Below are 14,350 nucleotides of genomic sequence, written 5' to 3' on the forward strand. Positions count from 1 at the left end.
TTAATTTGACTCTTTTTTTATTTCAATTATGGATTTTCAATGGAATCTCAAGAAATTTGACCAACTCAATACGAAAGAATTGTATCGCATCTTAAAGCTTCGAATGGATGTTTTTGTTTTGGAGCAAAAATGCTTATACCCTGAATTGGACGATAAAGATTTCGCTTGTCTTCATCTTTGGACGGAGCAAAATGATCAAATTATGGCATACACCAGATTGGTTCCCCCCGGGCTTTCCTACCCACAAGCGTCCATTGGACGGGTCATTGTCGCAGAGCAGGCTCGTGGAACAGGACTAAGTCAACAATTAATGAATCAGTCGATTACCATTCTCTACGAAGAGTTTGGTGCAGGCGAGATACAGATAGGTGCGCAATTTCATTTAAAATCTTTTTACGAAAAGCTAGGATTTAAACAAATTTCCGACCCCTACCCCGATTATGGAATTCTACATATTGATATGATCAAACCCTCAATTTAGTGAATTTAGGCATGCAAAATTTTGTTATTATCACAGCCGCCCTACTTGGTGGTATTGCTATTATCCTCGGTGCTTTTGGAGCCCATGCATTCAAAAAAATCTTATCAGCTGAGAAGATCGAGTCGTTTGAAGTAGGCGTTCGCTATCAAATGTATACTGCGCTAACCCTATTGGCTTTGGGATTTAATCTTTCCTTTGAATATCAATCTGAAAGAGTTGCATTTTATCTCTTCACTTTGGGAACTATCTTATTTTCCGGAAGTATCTATTTTTTATCGTTCGCCGAGTATTGGAGGAAGAATCTTAAGTTTCTTGGTCCGATTACGCCACTTGGCGGATTGCTTATGATCGCTGGTTGGGTTGTTATTATCATTCGCTTTTTGTAAATTTGAATTACATATGGCAATGATGTCTGCCCTGAACCGCCTTAAGAAGCTGATGACGTCTACTATTTTAATATAAAAAGACAATTTTATATAAAGTGTAGAGTGATGGCTATAATACATTTAAATCAAAGCAATCTTCATTTTTTTCTTAAATGGCTTATCTCCTGTAGTGTGATAGGTTGTATCGTAGGATCTATTTGTGCGTTTTTTCTCTTTTCCCTCAATTGGGTAACGCATTACCGAGAAGCTCATCCTTTGATAATTTATGGCCTTCCTTTAGCGGGACTAGTTATCGCGTTATCCTATACGTATTGGGGTAATACATCAAGCAAAGGGAATAACCTGCTCATTGAAGAATACCTTCATCCTCAGCGCCGCATCCCCCTTATTATGGCCCCTTTAGTTTTATTCGGCACTTTGTTGACTCACTTGTTTGGCGGCTCGGCAGGCCGTGAAGGAACAGCTGTACAGATTGGAGGAGCGATTTCCGATCAGCTCAATCGCTGGTTTGACTTCGATAAAACTGAACGCCGTATATTGATATCTATCGGAATCACCGCTGGCTTTGCGGCTGTCTTTGGCACTCCCCTTGCCGGAACGATATTTGGACTGGAAGTTTTACTTATTGGAAAAAAAAGGCATTTTGGTATTCTTCCCTGTTTATTCACCGCTTATTTAGCGAATTTCAGCTGTCAATTGTGGAATATCCCACACACTCATTATCCAATTCATGGGGCTATTCCCGCACTATCCTTGACCAATATTGGATTTAGCCTTATCGCAGGCATCCTATTTGGTATTACTGCATGGCTTTTTAGATGGAGTGGTGACTTCTTTAGTCTGCAATTCAAACGGATTAAATCCACGCTGCTTAAACCGGCGTTAGGTGGTATTATTTTGGTAATCATTATTACTTTATTTCACATCAACAGCTATATTGGACTTGGTATTCCAACAATTCAGAATGCATTTGTAAATCAGTCGAACTATTATGATTTTATCATCAAATTGCTTTTAACAACTTTCACCCTTTCTGCTGGCTTTAAAGGTGGAGAAGTCACGCCACTTTTCTTTATCGGAGCAACTTTAGGAAGCGCATTAAGCATGATTATTCCGCTTCCAGTCGCCCTCTTGGCTGCGATGGGATTCGTTGCTGTATTTTCAGGTGCTACAAATACGCCCCTCGCCTGTATTGTCATGGGCTATGAACTATTTGGGATTCAACCTATTTCATTTATAGCAATAGCATGTATAGTCGCTTTTATATTTTCAGGAAAAAAAGGAATTTATATTGCGCAAAAAGGCGGTTTAAAGGAAAGAATCTACCGAAGACTCAATTTATAAACAGGATCTGTGCTTTCGAGCGCTATACATTTAATAACGATAGTCAATAGCAACCGCCTTAACTACAAACGCATCTTTCAACAAACGCCCTTTTTAAAGCAGGCATAAATAAATGGTTTAGTGGAGGAAGTTCACTAACAGAAAAAGAAATTATTCGGTAAAAAGAGCCTAAAGTAAGCGGTATGATTTAGGCTCTTCATGGTTGACTTTAGCATCGAGCTATAATAACTTTCCCTGCAAAAAGAAAGCAGCGACAGTAAAATATATGATCAATCCCGAAACGTCCACCAGGGTAGCAACAAATGGTGCCGACGCTGTAGCAGGGTCCAATCCGAACCGACGTAAAATAAATGGAATAAACGAACCTGACAGCGTTCCCCATAGAACGATAAACAATAGGGAAACTGCTACCGTAAAACCAATGGCAATCCAATAGGGACCATAATCATACAGACCTAGAAAATGCCAGGCCAATATCCGTAGAAAACCGATCGTCCCCAATATCCCCCCTAGAATCAAACCTGACGAGACTTCGCGCTTCATCACGTACCACCAATCCTTAAGCTTTAATTCTCCTAGCGCCATTGCACGGATAATTAACGATGCGGCCTGCGATCCGGAATTACCACCACTGGATATAATTAAGGGAACAAATAGCGCTAGCACAACGGCCTTTTCCAATTCCCCTTCAAAAAAACCCATTGCTGAGGCTGTAAGCATCTCACTAAAAAATAAGATGATCAACCAGCCGGCTCTTTTTTGAATCAATTGTAATAAAGGGGTTTTGGTATACGCCAGATCTAGTTCTTCCATTCCTCCAAATCGCTGTATATCTTCTGTGTCTCGATCTTCAATTCGGTCTAGCACATCATCGAATGTGACAATTCCGACTAATACGCCAGCTTCTGTGATGATAGGCAAAGCGCTTCGGTCATATTTTTGAAAAATCTCGAAAGCTTCCTCCATTGGTGTTGAAGCTTTAATCGCTGCAAAATTATAGTCAATTAAATCAGAAATCTTTGTCGAAGAATCTGATAGCAGTAATTGACCAATTTTCAAATCATCGATCAACACGTTTTTCTCATCAACAACATAAATAAAATTGAGCGTTTCAGCCTTTTTTCCAAACACCTTAATATGTCGAAAGACGTCGTCAACTGTATAATAAGGGCGAACTTGCACATACATTGGCGTCATTAGACGGGCGATACTATCCTCCTTATAACCAATCAGCTCTAAGGCCATTTGCTTTTCTCGCTCATTTAAAAGATTGATCAGGTATTTAATTAAATCATCAGGCAGTTCCGACAATAGGTCATTACGGGTATCTGGTTTTAAATTATTCAGCAATTCGGAGAGTTCATGTTCCGTCATTGATTTGATCAATGTGTATTGAACATCCAATTCAAGAAAACAAAAGATTTCCAACCTATCCTCCAAAGGATAATTTATAAATTGCTGATGTTGTTCGCCTTTGCTTAAACGCGAGATTTCTTCCGCGATATCGGCTGGGTGTAATGCTGAATTTTGTTCCATTGGAAGATAATTAATGGATTTAGGGCAAAAGTAGCTTATTTTGTATTATTTCCAACAAATAGAAATACTATTTTTTCTAAGGATAATTGGGGCTAATAAAGCCTTAAATCCCCTAATACTGCGTGGACGGATGTATTTGGTTTAATAGCGCTATAGATTTTACAATAGCTTAAAAATTAATTAATCCAGGCGCCAACTCCACTGGCTCTAGGCCAGGCCTAAAAAGCAACGCAGCCAAATCACCTTGCAGCTGTATTTTTCCATTATTTACATGCAACCAGCTACCTTCACGTAAACCAATGACGGGCTGCGTATTCAGCTGATGAAATTCCTTAATTCGCGTTTCTCTCGTTTCCCCTCGATGTGTGGACTTTGGATCTGGATCCAAATAATGTGGATTGATATTAAATGGTAAAAAACCAAGCGCATCAAAGCTGGGCGGATAAACAATAGGCATGTCATTTGTAGTTCCAATAGTCAGCCCTGTTAAATTGGAACCCGCTGATGTGCCAACATATGGAATTCCCTTTGCTACTTTTACACGCAATTGCTGGACTATATCCAGTTCATAAAGGGTTTTTAATAGTAAAAATGTATTCCCGCCGCCAATAAAAATAGCCTTTGCATCTTGAATTGCTTTCTTCATATTCGCGAACTGGTGCAATCCCGAGACGGTTACCCCCCTATCTGTTAAGGCTTCTTGAACTTTAGCCGTATAGGCATCAAATGAGATGCCCGAAGGTCTCGCAAAAGGGATAAACAATAATTCGTCTGACTGAATAAATTCGACAAAGTCGTGCTTAATATATTCTAAAAACTTACTACCATAAATTGTACTTGTGCTTACGACCAATAACTTATATGCTGGATTAATTTTCATCTTCTTTCGTTAAAACATTAAACAAAAAGTACCTTTAGCTTTGTCAAATGCGAAGCCAAAGGTACAGTTTTCGTTGCTTATTGTATCCTATTTCTTATCAGCAGTCTTTTTTTCTGCACCCAATCTTTTATTTTCTTGTAGCGCTTTATGTAAAAGATATTCTATCTGCCCATTCACACTTCTAAACTCATCCGCCGCCCATTTTTCTAATGCTTTGTACATTTGATCGTCTAAGCGCAGCATAAAGTTTTTCTTATCCGCCATTCTATTTCGTTTATTGGTACAACGTACCTGTATTCACAATTGGTGTCGCTGCTTTCTCTCCACAGAGTACCACCATTAAATTGCTGACCATCGCCGCTTTTTTCTCATTATCTAGCACTACGATATCCTTTTCTGACAACTTATTTAAGGCCATCTCGACCATCCCAACAGCTCCATCCACAATTTTTGCCCTTGCTGCCACAATAGCTGCTGCTTGTTGCCTTTGAAGCATTGCGCCGGCTATTTCAGAAGCATAAGCCAAATGACTTATTCTTGCCTCCTTAATAATAACCCCAGCTGGTGCCAAACGATCCGACAATTCTTGTTCAAGAATATGGTTTACGGTATCTCCACCCTCTCGTAAAGTAATTTCAGCACCTTCATCCTCAAGATTATCATACGGGAAACTGCCAGCCAAATGTCTTACGGCTGCTTCACTCTGTGTACGCACATAGGAGGTGTAATTACTTACATCATAGGCGGCTTTATAGGTGTCTCCTACTTGCCAAACAATCACGGCCCCAATCTCTATAGGATTTCCCATCTTGTCATTTACTTTCAGTGTCTGGCCCTGCAAATTATCTGAACGAAGACTTATCCGTATAGTCGAATACAGGGGATTGACAAAGAAAAGACCATTCTCTTTTACTGTACCAACATATTTTCCGAAGAAATTTAATACACGGGAATGATTTGGATTAATGATCATTAATCCTTTCAGAATAAAAAAAGTAGCGATCATCAACACTACTCCCAATACGACATACAGTGAGCTTTCTTCTACGTTAGCAAATGAAAATATTGCTGCGACAAAAGAGAAAACAGCAATCAATAAAGCTAAATAGCCTGACATAGGTTTAATAAGTTTTTCCATAATTTTTTAATATATATTTGATATCATTTTAATATCATAAATATACTATTATTTTTTTCATATGTCAAATGAAATTTTAAAATTACTATTTTTGGTTATGCTCAAAAGATCCTTTCAGCCTATAGTAAGTTCGACTACCCAGATCCTCATCCTTGGCTCGTTACCCGGAGATAAATCGCTTGTGGAAAATGAATATTATGCGCATCCCCAAAATCGATTTTGGAAAGTCATCAAATATCTGTTCAATGCACCGGAGCTAATAAATTATACCGACCGGATAGGTATCTTACTTAGAAACAATATTGGTCTTTGGGATGTTTGTGCTGAAGCCTCTCGTCCTGGAAGCATGGATTTAGCCATACAAAATGAACGCCCCAATCCGATCGCAGAGCTGCTAGAAACCCACACTTCAATCAAACATATTATCTTTAATGGACAAAAAGCATACAGTTTGTATCTGAAGCATTTCGAAAAAAAGGCAGGCATTATTTATAGCTGTTTACCAAGCACAAGTCCAGCTAATGCAAAAAGCAATCTCGAAAATTTGATTGAACACTGGCGTATAATAATAAGTGATTAAATTACACGAATTAGATTCATTAATTCAGTCCTATTGCTTATTTTTGCCGTAAGATGTCAGATTTAAAATACAATCAACGCGGCGTATCCGCAGGGAAAGAGGATGTGCACAATGCGATAAAAAACATAGATAAGGGACTGTTTCCCAAAGCATTTTGCAAAATAATTCCAGATATTTTGGGTGGAGATCCAGAATGGTGCAATATAATGCATGCTGATGGGGCTGGCACCAAATCTTCATTGGCATATGTATACTGGAAAGAAACCGGTGATATTTCTGTTTGGAAAGGTATTGCGCAAGATGCTATCATCATGAATATTGATGACCTCCTCTGTGTCGGGGCTGTTGACAATATTCTTCTCTCCTCCACGATTGGCAGAAATAAAAACCTCATTCCTGGAGAAGTGATTGCGGAAATTATCAATGGTACAGAAGAAATCCTTTCTGAGCTTCGCGAATTGGGAATCGGCATCTATTCTACTGGTGGTGAAACGGCTGATGTTGGTGACCTGGTTCGCACCATCATTGTGGATAGTACTGTAACCTGTCGGATGAAACGTGAAGATGTTATTTCAAATCATCGTATCAAAGGCGGCAACGTCATTGTTGGATTAGCGTCCAATGGAAAAGCGACTTATGAACAGACCTACAATGGCGGAATGGGTTCCAATGGACTAACTTCTGCACGTCATGATGTATTTAACAAAAAAGTAGCTGAAAAATATCCTGAAGCATATGATCCAGCTGTTCCTTACGAACTAGTTTTCGCGGGAAGCCAAGATCTTACAAATGAAATCGAAGTTGAAACCGGAGAAAAAATAACTGCGGGTAAGCTTGTTCTTTCAGCGACGCGTACTTATGCGCCTGTTATCAAACAAATACTAGACAAGTATCGTTCTCAAATTGACGGGATGGTGCATTGCTCTGGTGGAGCGCAAACAAAGGTCTTACACTTTGTGGATAATGTGCACGTCATCAAAGATAATCTTTTCCCGATCCCACCTCTTTTTGAATTAATACAGAAAGAATCCAATACAGACTGGAAAGAAATGTACAAAGTATTCAATATGGGACATCGTATGGAATTATATGTACCTGAATCGATTGCATCGGATATCATTGCTATTTCAGAATCATTTGGCATTCCGGCTCAAATCATAGGTCGCGTGGAAGAATCTACTGCTAAAAAAGTTACTATAACCTCTCCTTACGGAGAATTTATCTACGAATAAAAGATTTTTATCCCTGTCCCCTGCTTATACATGGGACAGGGCTATATTTTTCAATTTGGTATAAATGAAAGAAAAACTTCTTGTGGGCTGGAAAGAGACCCTTGATTTACCTGAATTGGGAATATATGGTATAGAAGCAAAAGTCGATACCGGCGCTGCTTCATCGGTACTACACTGCAACTCGTACAAGGTGGTTAAGGAAGATGGTCAGGACTGGATTATCTGCGAACTTATCATAAATTTTGAGACAAAAGAAACAAAAACGCTCAAGTTAAAACTCTATAGAACAAAACTTGTAAAAAGTTCATTCGGTCAAGAAGAAAAGCGCTTCTATATCCGCACAACAGCTGCATTATACAATCAGGTATTTAACATTAAGATCTCGTTTAGAAATCGATCTCAGATGACTTATCCCATGCTTTTGGGTAAAAATTTCTTATACAAAAGATTTTTGGTTGATGTTTCCAAAGAAAATCTATCCAGGAAGACCCTGGTAAAATAAAACAAATAGCCAAGCTATTTTGTTATCTTAGCACAAAATATACTCAATATACAAATCGTGAAAATTGCCGTATTATCGACAGTAAAGAGTTTATACTCAACTCGTCGTCTCGTAGAAGCCGCACAACAAAGAGGGCATGAATGTGTCGTCATTGATCACAGCAAGTGTTATGTCGGTATTCAGCAAGGTAAACCCAGCATCCATTACAAAGGACAGGATCTTAGTGATATTGACGCGATCATTCCTCGCATAGGAGCTTCAGTAACATTCTATGGATCTGCAATTGTAAGACAATTTGAGGTCATGGATGTTATTTCTGCCAATCCCAGTCAAGCCATCACCCGATCGCGGGACAAATTAAGATGTCTACAAATTTTATCCGGAGCAGGTATCGGACTCCCGATTACAGGCTTTGCACGCACAGCCTCCGATGTAGATGATCTCATCAGTATGGTTGGCGGAGCACCTTTAGTCATAAAACTATTGGAAGGAACTCAAGGTATCGGTGTTGTACTTGCTGAAACTAAGAAAGCTGCGTCTTCTGTTATTGAAGCGTTCTATGGTCTTGGCAACAATATTCTTATCCAAGAGTTCATAAAAGAATCTAAGGGCTCTGATATTCGCGCATTCGTGGTGGACGGCAAAGTTGTAGGTGCAATGAAACGCACAGCTAAGGAAGGTGAGTTTAGATCTAATATACACCGTGGTGGAACAGCTCAGATTATCCGGTTAAGTAAAGCCGAAAGAGAAACAGCAGTTGCTGCAGCGGCACAATTGGGACTTACAGTTTGTGGGGTGGATATGATCCCTTCAGATCGCGGTCCTTTAGTACTCGAGGTTAATTCATCTCCTGGTTTGGAAGGTATTGAGAAAGCAACCAAAAAGGATATCGCCTCCGAAATAATACAATACATTGAAAGACAATACGAGTTAAAGCAAGCTCACATGCCTAAAGTTGTCAAGAAAAAGAAAAAAAGAGAAAGTAAATTGTAATGATAAAAAATAGTGGAACGTTGGGCTAATACTTGTTGTATCAGCCCATTTTCCTTTATATACTATTTCACTTTCATTACCATATTGTCTGCCCCTTCTGTAGACACTTTCACCTGTCCAGATTTATTTTTTGTAGACTTGTAATGAACATGGTTTTTGATCCCCTCAATTTGAACAGTCTCTACTGAGCCAATATTAACCATATTGTCTGAGCCTTCTATCGTAATTGCGGCAATATCATTCCCCGTTACCATATTCCCTTTCCCTTCAATAATCAATTTGCTCACATTGCCACGGATGGCCACTTTATTGTCAGCTCCACTTATTTGCACGACCTCTCCTGCTTTGGCCTCTATCGTACGGTTATTGTTCACGCCTTCAATCAAGATGACTTTTGCTTGCTGATTAACAACAACGTTGTTTACAGCCTTGGAAGATGGCTCCATAGCTGCAATCATCACGCTCCCGGCCAATAGAAGCGAAAATCTAAATATAATCGTTCTTAAGTTCATCATTTGCTTTTTTATAGATTAGCAAAAATCAAACCTAATTTAAAATACCACAGGGAGAGGAGCGATAATATATTATTGTAATTCTTTTAAAAGTAGCCTTAGGCAATTGGAAATAAAATCAAGTATAGCATTGAGTTAGGTCCTTAAAACAAAAAAGGAGCCTAAAAGGCTCCTTTAATATCTCTAACAAATTGATAGCGGATTAAAAACTCTATTTTACTGCGTCTACAACTGCTTTGAAAGCTTCTGGGTTATTTAAAGCTAAGTCAGCTAAAACCTTACGGTTCAAACCAATATTTTTAGCATTTAATTTACCGATCAATTGGGAATAAGAAATTCCGTGTTGACGAGCTCCAGCGTTGATACGTTGAATCCATAAAGCTCTAAACTCGCGTTTTTTGGTTTTACGATCGCGGTAAGCGTATTGTAAACCTTTTTCTACTGTATTTTTAGCAATAGTATAAACTTTGCTACGTGATCCAAAGTACCCTTTTGCAAGGCCTAGGATTTTTTTGCGTCTTCTTCTAGAAGCTACTGCGTTAACCGAACGTGGCATATTTTTAAAATTAGTTTGGTAGAAGGTGCCATGTATTTCAATGAACTTACAACCCTGTACCCGGTTAAAAAATTATTATTAAATAAAATCGAATAAAACTTATTTACCGATAGCAAGCATACGTTTTACGTTGCCCATATCGCCATCAGATACATAACTTGTTTGTGTTAAGTTACGTTTACGTTTTGTGCTCTTTTTTGTCAAGATGTGGCTTTTGAAAGCATTTTTTCTTGCAATTTTACCTGTTCCAGTCAATTTGAAACGTTTCTTTGCGCTGGAATTGGTTTTAACTTTTGGCATAATACTTATAAATTTTATATCAATCTGTTAGAATTCTTTTTATTTTTTTGGAGCCTTTGGAGCTACTGTTAAAAACATGCGCTTACCTTCTAATTTCGGTAAAAGCTCTACTTTTCCATAATCTTCCAAAGCCTGAGCAAAGCGTAACAACAAGATTTCACCTTGATCCTTGTGTACAATAGCACGACCTTTGAAGTGTACATAAGCACGAACTTTCTCTCCACTTTCAAGAAACTTAATCGCATGCTTCAATTTGAACTCAAAATCATGCTCACCAGAGTTAGGTCCGAAACGAATTTCTTTAATAACAGTCTGTTTTGCATTAGCTTTGATTTCCTTTTGTTTCTTCTTCTGTTCGTAAACAAACTTACTGTAGTCGATAATCTTACAAACCGGCGGTACAGCATTTGGCGAAATCTCCACTAAATCAAGTTCCAACTCATCAGCCAACTCTAACGCTTTGCGCGTAGGGAAAACTCCTTGTTCCACATTATCTCCCACCAAGCGTACCTCAGGTACCTTGATTAACTCATTAATGCGGTGATCTGGTTCTTTCTTTCTCATTGGTGGTCTTGGACCACCTGGTCTTTTTAATGCCAAATGTTTAAAAATTAAACGGTTATTTCCTTAATTAATATATCTCTAAATGCCTCAGCAGTCATAGTTCCTAATTCCACTGAGCCATGTTTACGTACAGAAACTGTGCCATTTTCTACCTCTTTCTCCCCAACAATCAACATATAAGGAAGCTTTTTCACTTCGGCGTCTCTGATTTTTCTGCCCACTTTCTCGTCACGTAAGTCTATCAGTCCGCGAATATCGGAATTATTTAGCGAATTTAAAACATTTTGCGCATATTCTTCGTATTTTTCTGACACTGGTAAGACGATAAATTGCTCAGGCGCAAGCCATAACGGAAACTGCCCTGCGCAATGTTCAATCAATACAGCCACAAAACGTTCTAAAGATCCAAACGGTGCACGGTGGATCATCACTGGACGATGTTTCATATTGTCACTCCCAGTATACTCTAATTCAAAACGTTCAGGTAAATTATAATCTACTTGTATCGTTCCCAATTGCCACTTACGTCCTAAAGCATCCTTCACCATAAAGTCTAGTTTAGGGCCGTAGAAAGCAGCTTCACCATATTCCACTACCGTTGGTAACCCTTTCTCTTCTGCGGCTTCAATAATTGCAGACTCAGCCAAAGCCCAGTTTTCGTCGGTACCAATATACTTTGTGCGATTCTCAGGATCACGTAACGATACCTGTGCAGTATAATCATTGAATCCAAGCGCGCCAAAGACATAAAGAACTAAATCAATTACTTTTTTAAATTCATCTTTAACCTGATCTGGACGGCAAAACAAATGCGCATCATCCTGAGTAAACCCACGAACCCTTGTTAAACCATGAAGCTCACCAGATTGCTCATAACGATATACCGTACCAAATTCAGCGAAACGGACAGGTAAATCCTTATAAGAACGTGGTTTTACTTTATAAATCTCACAGTGATGCGGACAATTCATGGGTTTCAACAAAAACTCTTCACCTTCTATAGGAGTTTTTATTGGTTGAAATGAGTCTGCACCATATTTCTCATAGTGTCCAGAAGTCACGTAGAGTTGTTTATGTCCAATATGAGGAGTAACAACAGGTTCATACCCTGAGTTCAACTGTGCCTTCTGTAAAAAATCTATAAGCTTTTGACGTAATGCAGCACCTTTAGGCAACCAAAGAGGCAGCCCCGCGCCAACTTTTTCAGAAAAAGCAAAAAGTTCCAACTCTTTCCCCAGTTTACGGTGATCGCGTTTTTTCGCCTCTTCTATAAATTTCAAATATTCTGTAAGCTCCGATGCCTTCGGGAACGTAACACCATAAATTCGTGTCAACTGTTTGCGAGACTCATCACCTCTCCAATAAGCACCGGCAACATTAGTCAATTTAATCGCTTTGATAAACCCAGTATTTGGAATATGAGGGCCACGACATAAATCTGTAAATTCCCCTTGAGTATAGAAAGTAATCTTTCCATCTTCCAAATCTTTGATTAAATCTAGCTTATACTCATCTCCTTTTTCAGTAAAGTAAGCCAATGCATCCGATTTCGAAACAGCTTTACGTTCAAATGTTTCTTTTCGTTTGGCCAGCTCCAGCATCTTGTCTTCGATCGCTTTAAAGTCATCAGACGAGAATTCACGATCACCAAAATCAACATCGTAGTAAAATCCGGTTTCAATCGCGGGACCAATACCAAATTTAATCCCAGGATATAATGCCTCCAAAGCCTCAGCCAATAAGTGGGCTGAAGAATGCCAAAAAGTGGATTTACCTTTGGTATCATTCCAGGTCAATAACTTGACAGTAGCGTCATTTTCAATAGCACGGGCAGAATCCCACACTTCACCATTTACTTCGGCAGCAAGGACGTTTCTTGCAAGCCCCTCTGAGATTGATAACGCAATCTCTGCAGCAGTGATCCCTTGTTGATATGCTCTTACGGAACCATCCGGTAGTGTAATATTAATCATTTACAACTATGATCTTTAAATCGTTAAAAAATAGAAAACATAAAACAACATGTACAATTATGTTATTACACTTATGTTTCAATAAATAAATTGTGTCACAAATTTAGTAAAATTTTTGATAAATAATATGTCTTTGTGCTGAACGGGCCGCTGTACTCGTACCAGCCCCTCCTTTCACTCCCGCCCATCAATTAAATACATTACACCTCTTTGGCCTAATTAAAATTGTTCTCTTGCTCATTTCTATTTTACACTCGAGTTGGGCACCGGTATTAATGGCCAAGGAAAGCCACTCACTCCTTGGAGTAAGTTGTAATAATTACTTCGCACCACTTTAAACATTAACAGGGTAATAACAAGGGGTTAACAGGGGTATAACAGGGGGTTAACAGGGGTATACCCTTGTATTCCCCCCGTTATACCCCTGTAAAAAGAGTGTTTTCTCGTTGTTAGTATACTAAGTGGTATCCATTTGGTACGCTGTTGAGATTAGCACTACACCTCCGAAAGCAGTTTATTGTAAAGTAATGTGATAAATAAATCCAATAGTTAATTGGAATGACTAAAAAATGATAGCAAGCCCGATAAAAGCAAGTTGACAAATTGAGCATCTCATTAATATTTGCTACTTTTGCAGACTGAAATTTTAACTATGTCAAATCAAGTACCAGAAGACGGAACACTATTGCCCTTAATGGAAGAATTTTACACTATTCAGGGTGAGGGCTACCACACCGGGACTGCTGCTTATTTCATACGATTGGGGGGCTGCGATGTGGGTTGCCACTGGTGCGATGTAAAGGAAAGCTGGGATGCTTCGATACATCCGCTTACAACAGCAGATTCGATCATCGAAAACGCAAAGAAATATCCTGCGAAAACAGTTGTCATTACAGGTGGAGAACCCCTTATCTATAATTTGGATTACCTAACGAAAGGGCTCCATCAGGCGGGCATTAAGACCTTTATTGAAACCTCGGGTGCGTATCCTCTAAGTGGTGAATGGGACTGGATATGTTTATCGCCGAAGAAATTCAAAGCGCCTCGCAAAGATGTATTAGAAGCTGCTGGTGAACTTAAAGTGATCGTTTTCAATAAAAGCGATTTCGCATGGGGAGAAGAATACGCACAACTCGTTGGACCAAACTGCAGATTATATCTTCAACCTGAATGGTCAAAATCAAAAGAAATGACCCCTTTTATTATTGAATACGTAAAAGAAAATCCGAAATGGGATATTTCGCTACAAACACATAAGTTTTTAAACATTCCCTAATAATTGGATATCTTCTCAATTAGCGGTTACAAAAAAGAGGGTGTCCGAAAAGTCGAGACACCCTTTTTTGTTGTGTTTTTTCTCTAAAATAGGTATC

The 14,350-nt window shown here is 38.9% G+C and carries 17 protein-coding genes and 1 riboswitch; of the genes, 8 read left to right on the forward strand and 9 right to left on the reverse strand.

Features of this window, described 5'->3' with window-relative positions:
- Positions 1-28 precede the first annotated feature (28 nt).
- The 3 genes from B2W36_RS06065 (at position 29) to B2W36_RS06075 (ending at position 2,211) form a co-directional block, all read left to right on the forward strand.
- Complete coding sequence (locus B2W36_RS06065) at positions 29-481, forward strand: GNAT family N-acetyltransferase (protein ID WP_293879422.1); 453 nt, start codon at positions 29-31, stop codon at positions 479-481.
- An 11-nt stretch (positions 482-492) separates the two neighbouring features.
- Complete coding sequence (locus tag B2W36_RS06070) at positions 493-867, forward strand: DUF423 domain-containing protein (RefSeq protein WP_293879423.1); 375 nt, start codon at positions 493-495, stop codon at positions 865-867.
- Positions 868-873: 6 nt separating this feature from the next.
- Positions 874-936: riboswitch (Fluoride riboswitch) on the forward strand.
- Positions 937-972: 36 nt separating this feature from the next.
- Positions 973-2,211, forward strand: a complete 1,239-nt coding sequence (locus B2W36_RS06075; protein WP_293879424.1) for a chloride channel protein — start codon at positions 973-975, stop codon at positions 2,209-2,211.
- 219 nt (positions 2,212-2,430) lie between these two features.
- Here B2W36_RS06075 and mgtE read toward each other — a convergent pair whose 3' ends face one another.
- The 4 genes from mgtE to B2W36_RS06095 all read right to left on the reverse strand — a co-directional run bounded on the left by mgtE (position 2,431) and on the right by B2W36_RS06095 (position 5,765).
- Positions 2,431-3,747, reverse strand: coding sequence for a magnesium transporter (gene mgtE, locus B2W36_RS06080; RefSeq protein ID WP_293879425.1), 1,317 nt, complete (start codon positions 3,745-3,747; stop codon positions 2,431-2,433).
- 169 nt (positions 3,748-3,916) lie between these two features.
- Positions 3,917-4,627 carry a dipeptidase PepE gene (gene pepE / locus B2W36_RS06085; protein WP_293886885.1) on the reverse strand — a complete coding sequence of 237 codons (711 nt, stop codon included), beginning with the start codon at positions 4,625-4,627 and terminating at the stop codon, positions 3,917-3,919.
- Between the two features lie 87 nt (positions 4,628-4,714).
- Positions 4,715-4,891 carry a ribbon-helix-helix domain-containing protein gene (locus B2W36_RS06090; protein ID WP_153848792.1) on the reverse strand — a complete coding sequence of 59 codons (177 nt, stop codon included), beginning with the start codon at positions 4,889-4,891 and terminating at the stop codon, positions 4,715-4,717.
- A gap of 10 nt (positions 4,892-4,901) precedes the next feature.
- Complete coding sequence (locus B2W36_RS06095; protein WP_293879427.1) at positions 4,902-5,765, reverse strand: SPFH domain-containing protein; 864 nt, start codon at positions 5,763-5,765, stop codon at positions 4,902-4,904.
- A 61-nt stretch (positions 5,766-5,826) separates the two neighbouring features.
- Here B2W36_RS06095 and B2W36_RS06100 point away from each other — a divergent pair, with 61 nt between their 5' ends.
- The 4 genes from B2W36_RS06100 (at position 5,827) to rimK (ending at position 9,072) form a co-directional block, all read left to right on the forward strand.
- A complete protein-coding gene (locus B2W36_RS06100; RefSeq protein ID WP_293886887.1) occupies positions 5,827-6,345 on the forward strand; it encodes a DNA-deoxyinosine glycosylase in 519 nt (172 codons plus the stop codon).
- A gap of 53 nt (positions 6,346-6,398) precedes the next feature.
- Positions 6,399-7,577, forward strand: a complete 1,179-nt coding sequence (locus B2W36_RS06105) for an AIR synthase related protein (RefSeq protein ID WP_293879429.1) — start codon at positions 6,399-6,401, stop codon at positions 7,575-7,577.
- Between the two features lie 64 nt (positions 7,578-7,641).
- The gene (locus B2W36_RS06110; RefSeq protein ID WP_209574610.1) at positions 7,642-8,079 is read left to right on the forward strand and encodes an ATP-dependent zinc protease; all 438 of its coding nucleotides are present in this window, start codon (positions 7,642-7,644) and stop codon (positions 8,077-8,079) included.
- Between the two features lie 57 nt (positions 8,080-8,136).
- A complete protein-coding gene (gene rimK / locus B2W36_RS06115) occupies positions 8,137-9,072 on the forward strand; it encodes a 30S ribosomal protein S6--L-glutamate ligase (RefSeq protein ID WP_293879431.1) in 936 nt (311 codons plus the stop codon).
- A gap of 62 nt (positions 9,073-9,134) precedes the next feature.
- Here the strand turns inward: rimK and B2W36_RS06120 are convergent, their stop codons facing one another.
- The 5 genes from B2W36_RS06120 to thrS form a co-directional block, all read right to left on the reverse strand.
- Positions 9,135-9,587 (reverse strand): DUF3060 domain-containing protein, encoded by a 453-nt coding sequence (locus tag B2W36_RS06120; protein ID WP_293886890.1) that lies wholly within the window; start codon positions 9,585-9,587, stop codon positions 9,135-9,137.
- Positions 9,588-9,795: 208 nt separating this feature from the next.
- On the reverse strand, positions 9,796-10,140 hold the full coding sequence (rplT, locus tag B2W36_RS06125) for a 50S ribosomal protein L20 (RefSeq protein ID WP_046674462.1): 345 nt from the start codon (positions 10,138-10,140) through the stop codon (positions 9,796-9,798).
- Positions 10,141-10,239: 99 nt separating this feature from the next.
- Positions 10,240-10,440, reverse strand: a complete 201-nt coding sequence (rpmI, locus tag B2W36_RS06130; protein ID WP_002993964.1) for a 50S ribosomal protein L35 — start codon at positions 10,438-10,440, stop codon at positions 10,240-10,242.
- A gap of 39 nt (positions 10,441-10,479) precedes the next feature.
- The gene (gene infC / locus B2W36_RS06135) at positions 10,480-11,040 is read right to left on the reverse strand and encodes a translation initiation factor IF-3 (RefSeq protein ID WP_075993338.1); all 561 of its coding nucleotides are present in this window, start codon (positions 11,038-11,040) and stop codon (positions 10,480-10,482) included.
- 11 nt (positions 11,041-11,051) lie between these two features.
- Positions 11,052-12,977: a threonine--tRNA ligase gene (thrS, locus tag B2W36_RS06140; RefSeq protein ID WP_293879433.1), complete on the reverse strand. Its 1,926-nt coding sequence runs from the start codon at positions 12,975-12,977 to the stop codon at positions 11,052-11,054.
- 652 nt (positions 12,978-13,629) lie between these two features.
- Between thrS and B2W36_RS06145 the strand changes: the two genes are divergently transcribed.
- On the forward strand, positions 13,630-14,253 hold the full coding sequence (locus B2W36_RS06145; protein ID WP_293879434.1) for a 7-carboxy-7-deazaguanine synthase QueE: 624 nt from the start codon (positions 13,630-13,632) through the stop codon (positions 14,251-14,253).
- The last annotated feature ends 97 nt before the right edge of the window (positions 14,254-14,350 follow it).

This window comes from Sphingobacterium sp. UBA3549, assembly GCF_002376635.1.
Lineage (GTDB): Bacteria > Bacteroidota > Bacteroidia > Sphingobacteriales > Sphingobacteriaceae > Sphingobacterium.